Source organism: Sphingomonas sp. Ell38C01 (assembly GCF_055231975.1).
The window spans coordinates 3,280,356-3,297,628 of the sequence record NZ_JBUYVA010000001.1; the positions used below are offsets into that span (position 1 = coordinate 3,280,356).

Consider the following 17,273-nt stretch of genomic DNA (forward strand, 5'->3'; position numbering starts at 1 on the left):
TCGCTCGAAACGAACGGCAGGAGCCATGCGCGTGACGGTTAGGGCCCGCGTCATCCCCTGCCTCGACGTCGCGAACGGCCGCGTCGTCAAGGGCGTCAACTTCGTCTCCCTGCGCGATGCCGGCGACCCCGTAGAACAGGCGCGCGCCTATGACGCCGCGGGCGCGGACGAGCTGTGTTTTCTGGACATCGGCGCCAGCCACGAGGGGCGCGACACGATCCTCGACGTCGTCCGCCGCACGGCCTCGGTCTGTTTCATGCCGCTGACCGTCGGCGGCGGGGTGCGCAGCGCGGACGACGCACGCGCGCTGCTGCTGGCGGGCGCGGACAAGGTCGCGGTCAATTCCGCCGCCGTGTCGCGGCCCGAAGTCGTCGCCGACATCGCGGAACGGTTCGGCGCGCAATGCTGCGTCGCCAGCGTCGACGCACGCCGCGTCGGGGGTCGATGGGAGGTCTTCACGCATGGCGGCCGGCGGGCGACGGGCATCGATGCGGTCGAACACGCGCTGCGCCTGGCCGGACTGGGTGCGGGCGAACTGCTCGTCACCTCGATGGACCGCGACGGCACGAAGGACGGCTACGACCTCGCCCTCATCCGCGCGATCGCGGACGAAACGCGCGTACCCGTGGTCGCGTCGGGCGGAGTCGGCACGCTGGCACACCTCGTCGCCGGGGTGACCGAAGGCCACGCCTCAGCCGTGCTGGCGGCGTCGATCTTCCACTTCGGCGAGGCGACCGTGGCCCAGGCGCACGCCGCGCTCGCGGCGGCGGGGGTGCCGGTTCGGGGCTGATGTCTGGTCCTGGTGGTTAGCGGACGGTCTGCTTATCCGATCGCGCTTATGAATTCGGAGCGCGGAGCCACTGAAAATTTCCCTCGGCTATTGTCTCGGATCGGCGTTGCTGCGATTCTTCCCCTTAGGATAGACTGAGAGACGGGGCCATGATCAGGCGTCTTGCGATCGTATTGCGCGCCGAACTGACGCGCAAATTCCTGCGCGAAGTCGGCAGCGTCGTGCTCGGCGTCCTGATTGCGTTGGGGCTTGGTGCCATCGCGACCGAGATCGGCTGGCGGTTCGAGGTCAACGATGCGCGCGCGACGATCCGAACAGAGATCGCCGGCAACCAGGCGATTGCGCGAGAGCGATCCGCGGTTTCGCCCTGCGTCGAGCGGCGCCTAGACCAACTGGCTACGATTCTTGCCGAAGCCTCGCGCACGCGCCGCCTACCGCCCGTCGGGGCTATCTCTTCGCCGGGTCGTCCCGGCTGGGGTTCGGTCGTATGGGAAAGCTTCCAGTCCGCTCAGACCGCCACCCATTTTCCTGCGCAGGAATTCCGCGCACTAAGTGGCTATTATTACTGGATCAAGGATTATGACCGGCTGAGCGCAGCCGATTCACAATCCTGGCAGACGCTGGCGATGATGGTAGGCCCTGGACGACCGCTCGATCCGGTGACCGAAGGTGCGCTCTACGCGGCGCTCAGCGATGCGCGATATACTAATGCGAGGCTGGGAAATTCGTTGGCCTGGTTCGATGGCGTTCTGACGCGAGCCGGCCTGCCGAAGGATTATGCGCAACTCGCTCGGATTGGCGCCTTCACCGCTCCGGCCCGCGTCATCTGTCGTCCGATCGGCACGACAATCCCGACAACCTATGGTCAGAATGCGTCCTTGGGGAAAGGTGTCCTGCGGCAAGTCCCGCCGCAGGCTGTGATCCGGTAAGCTCGATAGCGCCTTCACGATGTCAGCAATTGGGCGAGAGCAGCCATTCCACCCTGCTGTCCTACATCGTCCCGCGATGATAGCATCGCCAGTGACACCGGCTCTGCCGGGCTCTTTCGCATCGTCGGCACCGCACGCGAGGCCACGCGTTTGCTTGGTCGCCAATAAACAAAGCGGGGAGGTGTTTCGACCCCGACGTAGTGGCAACTTCGGCAACTTCCGCGGCCTCATCGCCCGCCGCTAACGATTCGCTCAGCCTTCCTGCGCTACACCCGCCCGATGCTCCTGCCCGCCATCGCCGTCGCCGCGGCCAGCCACGACGGGACCGTCCGCCACCGGACGTCGCCCGAATGGTCCGACCTTGCGCTGTTCGCGGTCGCGGTGATCGCGGTGGCGTTGACGCGGCGGGCGCTGCGGCGGCGGGCGAAGCGCGACGCGGGCAAGGATTGACGCCCCCGCGCGCACGCGGCACGCCGCGCGGCATGGACCAGTTCGACGCCCTCGAAGCCACGATCCGCGCGCGCCGGGGCGCGGACGCGGGCTCCTCCTACACCGCATCGCTGTTCGCGCGCGGGCGCGGCAAGATCGCGCAGAAGCTGGGCGAGGAGGCGGTGGAGACCGTCATTGCCGCGATGGGCGATGAGCCCGGCGCCATCGTGCCCGAGGCCGCAGACCTGATGTTCCACCTGATCGTGCTGCTCGCCGATGCCGGGCTCGGGCTCGACGACGTCCGCGCCGAACTGGCGCGGCGCGAAGGCGTGTCGGGGCATGACGAGAAGGCCGCGCGGGCGAAGTGACCTTTTCCCTGCCGCGGGCCGGAAGGGAACAAGACGAAGGAGAGTTTCATGCCAGTCAATGCGACGCAGCCCTATGACGACCAGAACATCTTCGCGAGGATCCTGCGCGGCGAGATCCCCGCGAAGCGCGTCTACGAGGACGCGCACGCGCTCGCCTTCCACGACATCGCGCCCTGGGCCCCGACGCATATCCTGGTGATCCCCAAGGGCGCGTACGTATCGTGGGACGATTTCAGCGCCCGCGGCACCGATGCGGAGATCGCGGGCTTCGTGCGCGCCGTAGGCCATGTCGCGCGCGAGGCCGGGCTGGTCGAGCCGGGCTATCGCCTGCTGGCCAATGCGGGGCCGCACAGCCATCAGGAGGTGCCGCACCTCCACGTCCACATCCTCGCCGGGCGTCCACTCGGCCCGATGCTGGCGCGCAACGACTCGGCGGGCTGACCGCGCCCGCCGCATCAAGGGATTGCGCGAGCCCCGTTTCCCACTAGGCTCGGCGGCTTCACGCAATTCGGGCCGCCGGGGGGTGGCCGAGGGAGATTTGATGGCGACCAGACCCGCATACGGGCTCGTCCAGCGCATGTTGCTTCGCAAGACGGTGGAGCAGGTGCAGCGCGAGACCCAGCAAAGCGAACTCAAGCGCACGCTCGGCGCGTGGAACCTCGTGTTCCTCGGCATCGGCTGTATCATCGGCGCGGGCATCTTCGTGCGTACCGGCAACGCCGCCGCGCTCCATGCCGGTCCTGCGGTGCTGCTGTCGTTCCTGATCGCGGGCGCGGTCTGCGCGCTTGCCGGTTTGTGTTATGCCGAGCTGTCGTCGACGCTGCCCGTCTCGGGCTCCGCCTATACCTACAGCTACACCACGATCGGCGAGTTCGCGGCGTGGATCATGGGCGCGCTGCTGCTGCTCGAATACGGCCTTGCAGCCTCGGTCGTCGCGGTCGGCTGGGCGGGCTATGTCGTCAGCCTGCTCAAGGACTTCGGACTCGCGATCCCGGTGCAGCTGACCGGACCCACCGGGCACACCGTGATGACCAGCACGGGCACCGATCTCGTGCCGCTGCTGGTGAACGGCGCGCCGGTCACCTATTTCTTCAACCTGCCCGCGTTCCTGATCTGCATGGCGCTCACCGCGCTGCTGGTCGTCGGCGTGTCGGAGAGCGCGAAGGTCAACAATGTGATTGTCGCGATCAAGGTGACCGTGATCGTCGCGTTCATCCTGATCTGCGGCGGGTTCGTGATCGCGCATTTCGATACGCTGAAGAGCAACTGGGACCCGTTCATCCCGCCGCCCTCGGGCGACAAGGGCGAGTTCGGCTGGGGCGGGATCCTGCGCGCCGCGTCGATCGTGTTCTTCGCCTATATCGGGTTCGAGGCGGTTTCCACCGCGGGTCAGGAAGCCAAAGATCCCAAGAAGGACATGCCGATCGGGCTGCTGGGATCGCTGTTCGCGTGTACCGCGATCTACATCCTCGTCTCGATCGTGATGACGCTGATCGTCAACTACAAGACGCTCAACGTGCCCGATCCCGTCGCGGTCGCGGTCGACGCGCTGGGGCCGCAATGGGCGTGGTTCGCCAAGCTCGTGAAGGCGGGCGCGATCGTCGGGCTCACCTCGGTCGTCCTCGTGCTGATGTATGGGCAGACTCGGATCTTCTACACGATGGCGCGCGACGGCCTGCTGCCCCGGGTGTTCGCAACGGTGCACAAGAAGTTCAAGACGCCGTGGGTCAACACCGTTCTGGTCGGGCTCATCACCGCGTGCGCGGCCGCGTTCTTCGACATCAACACGCTGGGCGACATGACGTCGGTGGGCACGCTGGCGGCGTTCGCCATCGTCTGCCTGTCAGTGATCTGGCTGCGACGCTCGCACCCGGAGATCCCGCGCGGATTCCGCGTGCCCCTGTTCCCGGTGCTGCCGGCGCTGGGGATCGTCTCGTGCATCGCGCTGATCTTCACGGTCGAGACGCGAGTGCTGATCTTCTTCGGCTGGTACACGCTGATCGCGATCGTGCTGTATTTCGTCTACGGCATGCACAACAGCCGGCTCTACAAGGGGCTGGACCAGGAAGACGCGCCGGACATGGGCGAATATGTCGCCCCGGTGGGCGAACAGCCCTGAACCGATCCGGCGGGAATGATGAAACAAGAAAGGCCGGGAGCGATCCCGGCCTTTTTCATGTCCGACGATGCGGGATGCTTCACCCCAGAACGGGCTTCGCCAGCACCTTCAGGTCCGTCTGCGGTCGCGCGCCGACATGGCCGATCACTTCCGCCGCACAGATCGCGCCGAGCTTGAGCGACGCCTCGATATCGTGCCCATGCGTGCGCCCGTAGAGGAACCCCGCCGCGAACAGGTCCCCCGCGCCGGTGGTGTCGACCACGGCGTGGACCGGCTCGGCCGCCACCAGCGTGCGCGTGCCACGCTCGATCGCCATCGCGCCCTTCTCCGCCAGCGTCACGACCAGCGTCTCGACCTTCGGCGCGATCGTCGCGATCGCGGCTTCGAGATCCGCGGCCTGCGTCAGATGCAGCAGTTCCGACTCGTTGGCGAAGATCAGGTCGATCGCGCCACCGTCGATCAGCGCGAGGAAGTCGCCGCGGTGGCGATCGATCACGAACTCCGCCGACGTCGTGAACGCCACCTTGCGCCCCGCCGCCTTGGCGACCTCGATCGCGGCGCGCATCGCGGCGCGCGGCTCCTCGGGGTCCCACAGATAGCCCTCGATATAGAGATAGGCCGAATCCGCGATCAGCCCGCGATCTAGCGCGTCGGCGGGCAGATAGTGCGAGGCGCCGAGGAAGGTGTTCATCGTCCGCTGCCCGTCGGGCGTCACAAAGATCAGGCAGCGCCCCGTCGTCGGCGAACCGGCGCGCGCTGCGGTATCGAAGCGGATGCCCGCGGCGCGGATGTCGTGCGCGAACACGTCGCCCAGCTGGTCGTCCGCGACCTGCCCGATGAAGGCGCACTTGCCGCCGAGCGCCGCCATGCCCGCGATCGTGTTCGCCGCGGAGCCGCCCGACACTTCGAGCCCCGGGCCCATCTTAGCGTAGAGCGCGTCGGCGTCTTCCGGCGAGAAGATCAGCTGCATCGCGCCTTTCGTCATGCCGTTGTCCGCGATGAACGCGTCGTCAGCCTGCGCCAGGATGTCGACGATGGCGTTGCCGATCGCGACGACGTCGTAGGTGGGATTGGTGTCGGCCAAGTTATGCTCGCTCCATCAAGCCGTTCGGGCTGAGCCTGTCGAAGCCCTGCCCTTCTTCGTCCAGGAGGAAAGAAGGACAGCACTCCGACAGGCTCAGTGCGAACGGGGTTATGGCATCGCCCTAAATTCTGGACGACGCCAACGCAACCGCACGCATTGACGCGCGCCGCAGCCCACGCCACCCCTGCCGCATGATCCGCGCCTTCCTCCTATCGCTCGGCCAGCTCGGCGACGCCGCGATCCTGCGCGTGCTGGCCGAGTCGCTCGCGCTGACGCTGGCGATCTTCGTCGTCCTTGGCGTCGGGCTCTATCACGCGCTCGGCGTCGCGGTCGCGTGGGCGACCGGGCAGCAGGATCTGGGCGCGATCGTCGCGGTCGCGACCGTCGTGATCGAGATCCTCGCCGCGTGGCTGCTGTTTCGCATCGTCGCGATCGCGGTGATCGGCATCTTCGGCGACGACGTGGTCGCCGCGGTCGAGGCGCGGCACTACCCCGCCGCGATGGCGAGCGCACGCCCGGTCCGCCTCGCGCGCTCGATGCGGATGGCGCTGGGCTCGGCAGGGCGCGCGGTGGCGATCAATGCGCTGATGCTGCCTATCTACGTCGCGCTGCTGTTCACCGCCATCGGCACACCGGTCGCGTTCTTCCTCGTCAACGGCTGGCTGCTCGCGCGCGACCTGGGCGACATGGTCGCGGCGCGGCACATGGACGATGCGGCGATGCGGGGCTGGCGCAAGGCGAGCGTGCCCGCGCGCATGGCGACCGGGCTTGCCACGACGGGGCTGCTCATGGTTCCGCTGGTCAACCTCGTCGCGCCCGTGCTGGGGGCGGCGATGGCGACGCATATCTTCCACAAGAGGCCCCGATGAAGCGCTTCCCGATCCTGTCGCTTGGCGCGGCGCTCGCCGGCTGCGCGACCACCGCCACCCCGCCGCCGCAGCGCGCCGCACGCGTGCCGATCCCCTATACCAGCGCCGGGCTGGAGCGCGTGATCGGGACGAACGCCGCCGGGCTGGTCGCACTGTTCGGCCAGCCCGACGCGGACATCCGCGAGGGCACCGCGCGCAAGCTGCAGTTCGAGAGCCAGTTCTGCGTGCTCGACGCCTATCTCTACCCGCGCGGATCGGCGGAGCCCAAGGTGACCTATCTCGACGCGCGCGAGCCCGATGGCAGCGCGATCGACCGCGCCAGCTGCGTCGCGGCGCTGTCGCGGCGCAGCGGCGGGAAGTAATGCGCGCGGACCTTTGGCTTGCGCTGGTCGCGGCATCGCTGGTGATCGGGCTGGTGCCGGGGCCGGGGGTGGCGGCGATCATCGGCTATGCGATCGGATCGGGGCGGCGGACCGCGTTCGCCTCGGTCGCGGGGCTGATGCTCGGCAATATCCTGGCGGCGAGCGCGAGCCTCGCCGGGGTCGGCGCGCTGCTCGCGACCTCGGCGAGCGCGTTCGCGCTGCTCAAATGGGCGGGCGCGCTGTATCTGGTGTCGGCGGGCGTGCTGACGATCTGGCGCGCGCGCGACGCGGCGGCGATCGCGATCCGCCCGGCGGCGCTGTCGCCCCGCGCTGCGCTGCTCGGCAACCTCGGCATCGGGACGTTCCATCCCAAGACGATCCTGTTCCTCGCCGCCTTCGCGCCACAGTTCCTCGATCCCGCGCGCGCCTATTGGCCGCAGGCCGCGATCCTCGTCGCGACCTTCTGCGCGGTGCTGGCGGTGACCGATTCGGGCTACGCATGGATTGCATCGGGCGCAGGCCGCCTTCTTCGATCGCCGCGCGCGCAGGCCTGGTCGAAGCGCATCGGCGGCGGCGCGCTGGTCTTCGCCGGGCTGGCGACCGCCGCGATCCGGCGCTGACACGTCTCCGTTGTTCGTTTCGAGCGAAGTCGAGAAACGCTGCGCTACCGCCCGTGGCCCGTTTCTCGACTTCGCTCGAAACCAACGAGGGGCGGGGGATCACTCCACCGACAGCACCCGCGCGCGTTCCGCCAGCCGGTCGACCGCGGCGGCGTGGATCGCGGGCGTCGTCACCAGCACGCCGAACGCGCGCGGATCGGGCTTGTTGAACGCCAGCGCGCCGCCCAGCGCATCGCTGACCCCAGCCCCCGCCTCGCTGGCGACCAGTACCGCGGCGGCGATATCCCACTCCGCGCCCCAGCGCAGCGTCGCGATCAGGTCCGCCTCGTCCGCCGCGACCATCGCAATCCGCAGCGCGATCGAATTGGGCTTGTCGACCAGCGTGAAGTCGCGGTCCGCCTTGGGCAGCGCGTCGGCGGGGATACGCGCGCCGGCGAGCGTCGCGTGATTCCCCACCGCCAGCTTCACGCCGTTGCGCCAGGCGCCGGCGTCCGCGCGCGCGATCCACGCCTCCCGCCTGGCGGGTGCGTCGAGCACGCCGATCACCGGGCGCCCGTCCTCGACCAGCGCGATCGAGATCGCCCAGCCGCGCCGCCCGCGGATATAGTCGCGCGTGCCGTCGATCGGATCGACCACCCACACCCGTCGCCGCGCCAGCCGCGCAGGGTCGTCCGCGGTCTCCTCCGACAGCCAGCCCGCATCGGGCAGCAACGCCGACAGCCGCGCATGGAGCATCCGGTCGACGTCGAGATCGACCTCGCACACCGGCGATCCGTCCGCCTTCTGCGAGCCGCAGATATCGGTCCGCCAGCGCGCGAGCGCCATCGCCGCGGCCTCACCCGCGATCTGCGCGACCGCGCCCGCCAAAGCGGCGGTGTCAGCCACCCGCCACCGTCATCCCGTCGACGCGGATCGTCGGCACGTTGGTGCCGTAGCGGAATTCGAGATCGTTGGCGGGGGTGAGCGCCAGATACATCGACTTCAGGTTGCCCGCGATCGTGAACTCGTTGACCGGGCGGGTGATGCGGCCGTCCTCGATCAGGAACCCCGCCGCGCCGCGGCTATAGTCGCCGGTTACGCCATTGACCCCCATCCCGATCAGCTCGGTGACGAACACCCCGCGGTCGATGTCCGCGATCAGCGTTTCGGGGGGGACGTGGCCGGCTTCCATGAACAGATTGCTCGTCGTCGCGCCGGGCGATCCGCCGCCGCCGCGCGCGGCGTGCCCCGTCGGCTCGAGCCCCAGCTGGCGCGCAGAGGCCGAATCGAGCAGCCACGTCTCCAGAACCCCGTCCTCGACGATCGCGGTCGGCGACACCGGCAGCCCCTCGCCATCGAACGGGCGCGAGCGCAGGCCATGCGGGCGGTGCGGATCGTCGCGGATCACGATGCCCTCGGGCAGGATCCGGGTGCCGAGCGCATCGAGCAGAAAGCTCGTCTTGCGCGTGATCGCCCCGCCCGAGATCGAGCCGACGAGGTGGCCGATCAGGCTGGAGCCGACGCGGCGATCGAACACCACGGGCATCGTCCCGCTCGCGACCTTGCCCGCGCCGCGCCGCGCGACGACGCGCTCGCCCGCGCGCCGGCCAATCTCTTCGGGCGAATCGAGATGCGCGCGGTGGCGGGCGGAGTGGTGCGCATAATCGCGCTCCATCGCGCCGTCCGCCTCCGCGAGCACGCTGGCGGACAGGCCGTAGCCGGTCGCGGCATAGGCGCCCGCGAAGCCGTGGCTGGTCGCCAGCGCCCACACCATCCGCGATGCGCTCGCGCCGCCGCCCTCGCTATTGGTGACGCCGGGGACGGCGCGCGCGGCATCCTCCGCCGCCTCCGCCATCGCCCGCAGCGACGCGGGGGTGATCTCCCCGCCGTCGTCGAGATCGAGCAGCGGCGGGCTGCCGCGCATCAGCCGCTCCTCGGGCGCGAGCCCCGCCCACGCGTCCTCGGGCGCCTCGCGCGCCATCGCGACCGCGCGCTCGACCAGCGCGTCCATCGCCGCCGACGACAGGTCGGAGGTCGAGACGCTCGCGGATCGCCGCCCGACGAACACGCGCAGCCCCAGCTCCTCGCTTTCGGAGCGACCGACATCCTCGAGCTTGCCGAGCCGCACCGACACCTCGGTCGCGGCATCGGCGGCAAAGACCGCATCGGCGGCGTCGGCACCCGCGGCGCGGGCTCTGGCAACGATCTCGGCGGCGCGATCCTGCGCCTCGGGTGGGGTCAGCATGAGGATGGACTTAGGGGCCGCGGGGACGCGATGCTAGGGTGCAAAGTCCAGCGTCGTCCCCACGACCGCGCAGGCAAGGAACAGCAGCAGACCCGCGAACCGGTTCGACCGGAACCGGCGGAGCGCGCCCTCGCCGTCGTCGGGGTCGAGCGTCGCGACCTGCCACGCCAAGTGCAGCGCGACCGGGGCGAGCGCCAGCAACGCCAGCCCGTCGGGGCGCACCTGCCAGATCGCGAGCGCCCACAGCGCCACGGCACCGGCATAGAACCCCGCCACCCCCGGCTTCACCGCGCCGCCCAGCGTCAGCGCGGACGAACGGATGCCGATCATCGCGTCGTCCTCGCGGTCCTGCAGCGCGTAGATCGTATCGTAGCCGATCACCCACAGGATCGATCCCGCGTACAGCGTCAGCCCGGCAAGCGAGAGCGTGCCCGTCACCTCCGCCCAGGCGACCAGCGCCGCCCAGGAGAAGACGATGCCCAGCCACGCCTGCGGCCAGCCGGTGATGCGCTTCATGAACGGGTACGCCGCGACCGCGCCTACGCTGGCGACCGCGACGATCGCGGCGAAGACGTGCAGCTGGAACAGCACGACGAGGCCGACCGCGCACAGCATCGCCAGCCAGATCCACGCCGCGCGCACCGACACCGCGCCCGACGCGAGCGGCCGGTCGCGCGTCCGCGCGACGCTGGCGTCCAGCTTGCGGTCGACGATGTCGTTGTAGACGCACCCCGCCCCGCGCATCGCGATCGCGCCGAGCAGCAGCCACAGGATCAGCCCGAACCGTTCGACCGCCCCGCCCGCCAGCGCGACGCCCCACGCGCCCGGCCAGAACAGCAGCCACCACCCGATCGGCCGGTCGAACCGCGCCAGCGACGCGAACGCGCGCACCCGCGGCGGCAGCGCGGCGACGAGTCCGCGATGCTGGGTGTCGGGGACGATCCGGGTTCCGTCTTCGATCACCCGTTACCCCTTTCCGTTCGGGCTGAGCCCTTCGACTTCGCTCAGGAGAGCCATGTCGAAGCCCTGCCCTTCTTCCTTCGGGCGGTAAGAGAAGGGCAGCACTTCGACAAGCTCGGTACGAACGGAAGAAAGGAAATGGGCCAGGTAATGGATCCGCGATGACCCCGCCCTATCTTGGCCGCGTTCCCGGTACAGGAGTATCCGTCATGAAAGCCGTCATCCTCGCCGCCGCCGCGTTCGCCACGCTCGCCTCCCCCGCGCTCGCGCAATCGCGGGGCGACTGGTCGGGCACTTGGCGCAACGCGTCAAACAGCGTGCGGATCAAGGCGGCGCGCTGCGGGTCCGGTCGGGATGCGGGCATGTGCGGGCGGGTGATCTGGGCCAGTCCCAAGGCGCAGGACGATGCCGCACGCGGCGGCACGGAGCGGCTGGTCGGCACCGAGCTGTTCCACGATTTCCGCCGCGAGGATGACGGGCTGTGGTATGGCGAGGTCTATGTCCCCGACATCGACAAGACCTTCCAGGGCACGATCGAGATGCAGGGGCCGGACACGATCGTCGGCACCGGGTGCCTGTTCGGCAATTTCGGGTGCAAGTCGCAGACGTGGACCAGGGTAAAATGAACTGGCGTGAAATGACGTGATCCACCTCTCGGTCGCGGTCGGACGCTTCGTGGAGGCGCTGTTCTACGCGATCCTCCGCGTGGCCGGAGTGGTGACGATGGCGGTCGTCGGCGTCGCGCTGACGGGGTTCCTGCTGTTCATGGCGGCGCGGTGGATGCTGTCGCGAAAGTAGCCGCCACCCCGCGCAGGCGGGCGCCATCTCCCGGCCGTGGCGCTCGTTCCGACGTAACGAGATGGGTCCCCGCCTGCGCGGGTATGACGGAAGGCAGGGGATGACGGGAGGGACCCGCCTCGGCTAACACGCCGCGATGATCGCCACCCCCGCCTGGCCGCCGCGCTCCACGCCGCGACTGTTCGTCGAAACCCCGCTCGCCCCCGGCGCGATCACGCTCGACGGCGCGGCGGCGCATTACCTCGTATCGGTGATGCGTACGAAGCCGGGCGATCCGGTGACGCTGTTCGACGACGCGACCGGCGAGTGGCTTGCGGTCGCGACCGACGTGGCGAAGCGCACGCTGACGCTCGACGTGCGTGAGCGGCTGCGCGAGCGCGAGGCCGTGCCCGATCTCTGGCTGTGCGCCGCGCCGCTAAAGAAGGGCCGCGTCGACTGGCTGGCGGAGAAGGCGTGCGAGCTGGGCGTCGCGCGGCTCGTCCCCGTCGTCACGCGACGCACGGTGGTCGACAAGCCCAATACCGACCGGCTGCGCACGCAGATGATAGAGGCGGCGGAGCAGTGCGGGCGCACCGCGTTGCCCGAGGTCGCGGAGGCGGTGAAGCTCGCGGCGACGCTGCGCGACTGGCCCACGGACCGCGTGCTGTTCTTCGCGGACGAGACGGGCGGCGCGCCCGCGGCGGAGGCGATGCGCGCGCACCCCGGCCCCGCGGCGATCCTGATCGGCCCCGAAGGCGGCTTCGACGACGACGAACGCGCGAGCATCCGCGCCTGCCCGCAGGCGATCGCGATCGCGCTCGGCCCACGCATCCTGCGCGCGGAAACCGCGGCGGCGGCGGCGGTCGCGCTGTGGATGGGGACCGCCGGGGACTGGCGGTAAGCCGCCCTCCCGCCTTGCGCGTTTCCCCGCTGGCGCGCTCGTTCATCGCGGCGTAAGGCGCGCGTCATGACGACCAAGACCGTTTCGACCGGCAACTCGACCAGCAACTCGAATCGCATCGAGTCGCGCGAGCAGCTCATCGCCCATTTCGCGACCGGCGAGAAAACGAAGGACCGCTGGCGGATCGGCACCGAGCACGAGAAGTTCGTCTATGCCCGGGACGACCATCATGCGCCCTCCTATGATGAGGCGGGCGGCATCCGCGCGCTGCTGGGCGAGCTGGAGCAGCATGGCTGGCGTCCGGTCGAGGAGAACGGGCACGTCATCGCGATGTCCGGCGCGGACGGCTCGATCAGCCTCGAGCCCGCGGGCCAGTTCGAGCTGTCGGGCGCGCCGCTCGACAATCTCCACCAGACCTGCGCGGAAACCGGGCGGCATCTGGAGCAGGTGAAGGCGGCGGGCGAGAAGCTGGGGATCGGGTTCCTCGGGCTCGGCATGTGGCCCGACAAGACGCGCGCAGAGCTGCCGATCATGCCCAAGGGGCGCTATGCGATCATGCTGCGGCACATGCCGCGGGTCGGCTCGATGGGCCTCGACATGATGCTGCGCACCTGCACGATCCAGGTGAATCTCGACTATGCGTCCGAAGTCGACATGGCGAAGAAGTTCCGCGTCGGCCTTGCGCTCCAGCCGCTGGCGACCGCGCTGTTCGCGAACTCGCCGTTCACCGAAGGCAAGCCCAACGGGTATCTGAGCTATCGCAGCCATATCTGGTCGGATACCGACCCCGCGCGCACCGGCATGCTGCCCTTCGTGTTCGAGGACGGGTTCGGGTATGAGCGCTATGCCGACTACATGCTCGATGTGCCGATGTACTTCGTCTACCGCGAGGGGCGCTACATCGACGCCGCGGGCCTGAACTTCCGCGACTTCCTGAAGGGCGAGCTGTCCGTCCTGCCCGGTGAAAAGCCGACGATCGAGGACTGGAACGACCATCTGTCGACCGCCTTTCCCGAGGTGCGGCTCAAGACCTTCCTCGAGATGCGCGGCGCGGATGGCGGGCCGTGGAACCGGATCTGCGCGCTGCCCGCCTTGTGGGTCGGGCTGCTGTACGACGATGCGGCGCTCGACGCGGCGTGGGATCTCGTCAGGGACTGGACGCTCGACGAGCGGCAGGCGCTGCGCGACGCGGTGCCCAAACTGGGGCTGTCCGCGCCGATCCGCGGCGGCCAGCTTCGCGACATCGCGGGCGCCGTGCTCGACATCGCAGGGGCGGGGCTGACCGCGCGGGCGCGGTTCAACGCGAGCGGAGACAGCGAGAACGGCTTCCTCGATCCGCTCCGCGAGATCGTCCGTTCGGGCAAGGTGCCCGCCGAGATGCTGCTCGAACGCTATCACGGCGCGTGGGGCGAAGACGTGACGAAGGTCTATGACGAGATGACGTTCTAGGGTCGATCGACATTCCGCTTGGTGCGCTGTCCTGTGCGTCACCCCGGACCCTTCGACAAGCTCAGGAGAGCCCTGTTCCGGGATCCACCGCGCTGCAAACGATGCCGTTCGAGACGATATCGCCATCGTTCGCGGACAGGTGGCCCCCGGAACGGGGCTCTCCTGAGCTTGTCGAAGGGTCCGGGGTGACGGGTTTCGGCACATATCTGGGCACCATGGCTGAATGTCGATCGGCCCTAGATCCTCCTCGCTCGCGGGGAGGGGGGGACCGCCCGAAGCGTGGTGGAAAGGGCATCGCTTCAGATCACCGACGTTGCGGCGGCGGACACCCCCCTCCGTCAGCCCTGCGGGCTGCCACCTCCCCCTGCCGGGGAGGCTCTGCCCCCCACCCACGCGAAGAACCGCGGCACCGGCGCGTTGCGCGCCATCCATGCGCTGTACGCCACGTAGGCCGGGTCGAGCCCCAGATGCCGTTCCTCGGTCCGCGCCCGCCAGTAATAGATGCCCGACACCACCCCCATCAGGATCGTCGCGCGCGCCGCATCGACGAGCGAGCCCGTCGTCAGGATCGGCACCGTCGACACCCACCAGAACAGGTTCTTCGAAAGATAGGCGGGGTGGCGCGACCACGCATAGGGTCCGTGCGTGATGATGCCGCGATGCGTCAGGTTGGAGAAGCGCATCCCGAACGCGACCGTCGCCCACGCATAGATCGCGGTCAGCGCGACCAGCGTCGCGCCGATCAGCGACAGGATCACCGGGTGCCCGGCGAACCAGACGCTCCATTCCTGCGTGCCTGGACGATAGTCGAACGGCCGCCCCTCCTCCATCATGATGAACGGCGGATAGCAGATCAGCGCCGCCATCCACGCCGCGGCGAACGGGTTGGCACTGCGGATGTGCGAATCGAGCGGGCGGAAGGTAAGGAGATAGCCGACCGTCGCGAACGCCACGTCGATCACGAACATCAGCGTGATGAGCCATCCTGCCAGCGCGACCGGATCGGCCAGAATGCCGAACGTGTCGCGGCGGACGAACTCGCCGAACCCCGCGGGCACGATCGCGAGCATAAACGCGCAGAAGAACGCCTTCACCGCCCAGGTGCGCAGATGCGCGGGGATCGCGCCCGGCGGCGGCGTCCCGGTGCCCGTCAGCCATGCGCCCAGCGCCCATGCGCCGTCGCGCGGCTCCACCAGATGGCGGTCGATCCAGAATATGTACGGGATCGACAGCGCGAACAGCGCCGGCGCGATCGTCGTCAGGCACGCCATCGCGAAGGTGTAGGGCCCCTGCCAGTAGAACCGCCCGGTCGCGTAGATCAGCGCGATCCCGCCCCATGTCGCCCACAGCCCGGCGAGCTTGACGAGGCTGACGTCGCGCGTCTTTCGCCAGGGCTTGCGCGCGGCCCAGTCGATCCCGGTCGACGGATTGCGGTGCACCTTGTCGACCAGCAGCGACCACGCGACGATCGGCACCGCGCACGCCGCGAGGTTTACCAGCGCCGCGTACGGCCCGTCCATCCGGAACCACAGGGCGACCGCGATCCACGCCGCGAGGCCAACCAGCCCCGAAAGCCCCGCACCGGCGCTGACGGCGGAGGCCGGGCGCGGATCGCTCTTGGCGGCGCGCGACAGGGAGGTGTCGTGATACATGCGCGTCGCTGTGCCACGCGAATGGTAAGCATCGCGTGAAGGATCAACGCGCTGGCGGGGCAGCGAAACCTTCGATACGCTCGCCCGCGGAGAGTGTCTGACGATGTTGCGCAACGATACCGATCTTCTGCCCGGCGTGCCCAACGTCGAAAGCCCGTTCTTCGCGGACCATTTCGATGCCGATCGCACCGATCCATGGACGTGGCGCGTCGCGTGCGACCTGCGCCGCGACGGCTATGCGGTGATCGACTTCCCCGATGCCGAGATCGCCGAACGCGCGGACCGCATCGTCGCGACGCTGGAACCCGACTATCCGTGGGAGGCATGGCGGCAAGGCACTGTCCCCGGCCTGCGTCTGCAGGACGCATGGGAATATAACGACGACGTCCGCGCAGTGGCGGTCAACGCGCGGCTGATCCAGCTGCTGTCGGACCTGTACGGGCGGCAGGCGGTGCCATTCCAGACGCTGAACTTTCCCGTCGGCACGCAACAGCATTTCCACACCGATTCGGTCCACTTCTCGTCGATCCCCGAGCGTTTCATGTGCGGGGTGTGGCTGGCGCTGGAGGACATCCATGTCGATGCCGGACCGCTGGTCTATTATCCCGGCAGCCATAGCTGGCCGATCTACGTCAACGAGCATATCGGTCGCGCCTACGATCCCGAGACCGATACGCAGCAATCGGTGTACGAGCCGCTGTGGGAGCGGCTGGTCGAGGTCCACGGCATCGCGCCCGAGCGGTTGACGGTGAAGAAGGGGCAGGCGCTGATCTGGGCCGCCAACCTGCTCCACGGCGGCGACGAGCACCGCGACCGCGCGCGCACCCGCTGGAGTCAGGTGACGCATTATTATTTCGAGGGGTGCAGCTACTACACCCCGATGGGCTCCGATCCCGCCGCCGGCTCGATCATGTTTCGCGAACCACGCAACGTGCTGACGGGCGAGCGGATGGAGAACCGCTATGCCGGCGAGCCCGTCGACCCCGCGTTCGTCCGCTATGTCGATCCGCGCGCAAAGGCCCGGCTGCCCGACGATTTCGACGCGGACGCCTATCTCGCCGCCAACCCCGATGTCGCGGCCGGCGGGATGGAGGCGGGCGACCATTATCTGCGCTATGGCCGCGGCGAGGGCCGCCCGCTGCGGCTATAGGCTTAAAGATTGCCGTTCGTCTCGAGTAGCCGTCGAGCGAAGTCGAGACGAACGGGAAGGGCGAAACCGATCGCGTCCACCGAATGTCGATCTGCCCCTAGCCCGTTGACGCTCGCGGCGGGGCTGTGGCAGGGACGCCGGAACGCTCGAAGCGACCCGGGCGGGTATAGTACAATGGTAGTACAGCAGCCTTCCAAGCTGAATACACGGGTTCGATTCCCGTTACCCGCTCCACCCCTTTCCCATCATTGCGTCCCCGGCGACTTGGGTGCAGCATGGTCGGCGCGCAGTCACGCCGGACCGCGTCGTGAGGAGAGATTTGCGATGATCCGCACCCTGTTGTTCGCCGCCGCCGGGCTGTCGCTCGCCAGCGCCGCGCCCGTGCTCGCCGCGCCGTGCAAGGACGCGAAGGGCAAGTTCGTGAAATGCCCCGAAAAGCCCAAGGGCGCGCAACGCTGCCGCGCGGCGGGCAAGTTCGTGAAGTGCGGCACGCCGGGCGCCAAGCCCGCCTGACGCGCCCTCCCCGTCATGCCGGGCTCGTCCCGGCATCCACCGGTCCGCGGACGCCGACCCCTGTGCGTCCGCGGCAC

General features: G+C 69.0%; 20 protein-coding genes and 1 tRNA gene. 16 read left to right on the top strand and 5 right to left on the bottom strand.

The window, feature by feature from the left end:
* The first annotated feature begins 31 nt into the window (after positions 1 to 31).
* From hisF to ACV7NO_RS15610, 6 genes are all read left to right on the top strand, one after another.
* On the top strand, positions 32 to 790 hold the full coding sequence (gene hisF, locus ACV7NO_RS15585; RefSeq protein ID WP_463406871.1) for an imidazole glycerol phosphate synthase subunit HisF: 759 nt from the start codon (positions 32 to 34) through the stop codon (positions 788 to 790).
* Positions 791 to 939: 149 nt separating this feature from the next.
* On the top strand, positions 940 to 1,719 hold the full coding sequence (locus ACV7NO_RS15590) for a hypothetical protein (RefSeq protein ID WP_463406872.1): 780 nt from the start codon (positions 940 to 942) through the stop codon (positions 1,717 to 1,719).
* Positions 1,720 to 1,998: 279 nt separating this feature from the next.
* A complete protein-coding gene (locus ACV7NO_RS15595) occupies positions 1,999 to 2,169 on the top strand; it encodes a hypothetical protein (protein ID WP_463406873.1) in 171 nt (56 codons plus the stop codon).
* 32 nt (positions 2,170 to 2,201) lie between these two features.
* On the top strand, positions 2,202 to 2,516 hold the full coding sequence (locus ACV7NO_RS15600) for a phosphoribosyl-ATP diphosphatase (protein WP_463406874.1): 315 nt from the start codon (positions 2,202 to 2,204) through the stop codon (positions 2,514 to 2,516).
* A 48-nt stretch (positions 2,517 to 2,564) separates the two neighbouring features.
* A complete protein-coding gene (locus tag ACV7NO_RS15605) occupies positions 2,565 to 2,957 on the top strand; it encodes a histidine triad nucleotide-binding protein (RefSeq protein ID WP_463406875.1) in 393 nt (130 codons plus the stop codon).
* Between the two features lie 100 nt (positions 2,958 to 3,057).
* Positions 3,058 to 4,635: an amino acid permease gene (locus tag ACV7NO_RS15610; protein WP_463406876.1), complete on the top strand. Its 1,578-nt coding sequence runs from the start codon at positions 3,058 to 3,060 to the stop codon at positions 4,633 to 4,635.
* Positions 4,636 to 4,714: 79 nt separating this feature from the next.
* Here the strand turns inward: ACV7NO_RS15610 and ACV7NO_RS15615 are convergent, their stop codons facing one another.
* On the bottom strand, positions 4,715 to 5,719 hold the full coding sequence (locus ACV7NO_RS15615; RefSeq protein ID WP_463406877.1) for an adenosine kinase: 1,005 nt from the start codon (positions 5,717 to 5,719) through the stop codon (positions 4,715 to 4,717).
* Positions 5,720 to 5,910: 191 nt separating this feature from the next.
* Between ACV7NO_RS15615 and ACV7NO_RS15620 the strand changes: the two genes are divergently transcribed.
* From ACV7NO_RS15620 to ACV7NO_RS15630, 3 genes are read left to right on the top strand one after another with little or no spacing between them, the layout of a single operon-like run.
* Entirely contained in the window at positions 5,911 to 6,588 is a 678-nt protein-coding gene (locus ACV7NO_RS15620; protein WP_463406878.1) for an EI24 domain-containing protein, read from the top strand.
* On the top strand, positions 6,585 to 6,950 hold the full coding sequence (locus ACV7NO_RS15625) for a hypothetical protein (protein ID WP_463406879.1): 366 nt from the start codon (positions 6,585 to 6,587) through the stop codon (positions 6,948 to 6,950). Before ACV7NO_RS15620 ends, ACV7NO_RS15625 begins: the two co-directional genes overlap by 4 nt.
* Positions 6,950 to 7,570, top strand: a complete 621-nt coding sequence (locus tag ACV7NO_RS15630) for a LysE family translocator (protein WP_463406880.1) — start codon at positions 6,950 to 6,952, stop codon at positions 7,568 to 7,570. Before ACV7NO_RS15625 ends, ACV7NO_RS15630 begins: the two co-directional genes overlap by 1 nt.
* Before the next feature lie 99 nt (positions 7,571 to 7,669).
* Here ACV7NO_RS15630 and ACV7NO_RS15635 read toward each other — a convergent pair whose 3' ends face one another.
* From ACV7NO_RS15635 to ubiA, 3 genes are read right to left on the bottom strand one after another with little or no spacing between them, the layout of a single operon-like run.
* Complete coding sequence (locus tag ACV7NO_RS15635; protein WP_463406881.1) at positions 7,670 to 8,455, bottom strand: 3'(2'),5'-bisphosphate nucleotidase CysQ; 786 nt, start codon at positions 8,453 to 8,455, stop codon at positions 7,670 to 7,672.
* Positions 8,448 to 9,794, bottom strand: coding sequence for a TldD/PmbA family protein (locus tag ACV7NO_RS15640; protein ID WP_463406882.1), 1,347 nt, complete (start codon positions 9,792 to 9,794; stop codon positions 8,448 to 8,450). Before ACV7NO_RS15640 ends, ACV7NO_RS15635 begins: the two co-directional genes overlap by 8 nt.
* A gap of 33 nt (positions 9,795 to 9,827) precedes the next feature.
* Entirely contained in the window at positions 9,828 to 10,757 is a 930-nt protein-coding gene (gene ubiA / locus ACV7NO_RS15645; RefSeq protein ID WP_463406883.1) for a 4-hydroxybenzoate octaprenyltransferase, read from the bottom strand.
* Positions 10,758 to 10,963: 206 nt separating this feature from the next.
* Here ubiA and ACV7NO_RS15650 point away from each other — a divergent pair, with 206 nt between their 5' ends.
* The 4 genes from ACV7NO_RS15650 to ACV7NO_RS15665 all read left to right on the top strand — a co-directional run bounded on the left by ACV7NO_RS15650 (position 10,964) and on the right by ACV7NO_RS15665 (position 13,881).
* Entirely contained in the window at positions 10,964 to 11,380 is a 417-nt protein-coding gene (locus ACV7NO_RS15650; protein ID WP_463406884.1) for a DUF2147 domain-containing protein, read from the top strand.
* A 16-nt stretch (positions 11,381 to 11,396) separates the two neighbouring features.
* On the top strand, positions 11,397 to 11,552 hold the full coding sequence (locus ACV7NO_RS15655; RefSeq protein ID WP_463406885.1) for a hypothetical protein: 156 nt from the start codon (positions 11,397 to 11,399) through the stop codon (positions 11,550 to 11,552).
* Positions 11,553 to 11,688: 136 nt separating this feature from the next.
* The gene (locus ACV7NO_RS15660) at positions 11,689 to 12,432 is read left to right on the top strand and encodes a 16S rRNA (uracil(1498)-N(3))-methyltransferase (protein ID WP_463406886.1); all 744 of its coding nucleotides are present in this window, start codon (positions 11,689 to 11,691) and stop codon (positions 12,430 to 12,432) included.
* A gap of 66 nt (positions 12,433 to 12,498) precedes the next feature.
* The gene (locus tag ACV7NO_RS15665) at positions 12,499 to 13,881 is read left to right on the top strand and encodes a glutamate--cysteine ligase (protein ID WP_463406887.1); all 1,383 of its coding nucleotides are present in this window, start codon (positions 12,499 to 12,501) and stop codon (positions 13,879 to 13,881) included.
* A gap of 338 nt (positions 13,882 to 14,219) precedes the next feature.
* Here the strand turns inward: ACV7NO_RS15665 and ACV7NO_RS15670 are convergent, their stop codons facing one another.
* Positions 14,220 to 15,533, bottom strand: coding sequence for a methyltransferase family protein (locus ACV7NO_RS15670; RefSeq protein WP_463406888.1), 1,314 nt, complete (start codon positions 15,531 to 15,533; stop codon positions 14,220 to 14,222).
* Positions 15,534 to 15,636: 103 nt separating this feature from the next.
* Here ACV7NO_RS15670 and ACV7NO_RS15675 point away from each other — a divergent pair, with 103 nt between their 5' ends.
* The 3 genes from ACV7NO_RS15675 (at position 15,637) to ACV7NO_RS15685 (ending at position 17,196) form a co-directional block, all read left to right on the top strand.
* A complete protein-coding gene (locus tag ACV7NO_RS15675; RefSeq protein WP_463406889.1) occupies positions 15,637 to 16,683 on the top strand; it encodes a phytanoyl-CoA dioxygenase family protein in 1,047 nt (348 codons plus the stop codon).
* A gap of 160 nt (positions 16,684 to 16,843) precedes the next feature.
* A tRNA-Gly gene (locus tag ACV7NO_RS15680) sits at positions 16,844 to 16,917 on the top strand.
* 90 nt (positions 16,918 to 17,007) lie between these two features.
* Positions 17,008 to 17,196 carry a hypothetical protein gene (locus ACV7NO_RS15685; RefSeq protein ID WP_463406890.1) on the top strand — a complete coding sequence of 63 codons (189 nt, stop codon included), beginning with the start codon at positions 17,008 to 17,010 and terminating at the stop codon, positions 17,194 to 17,196.
* Positions 17,197 to 17,273: the final 77 nt, after the last annotated feature.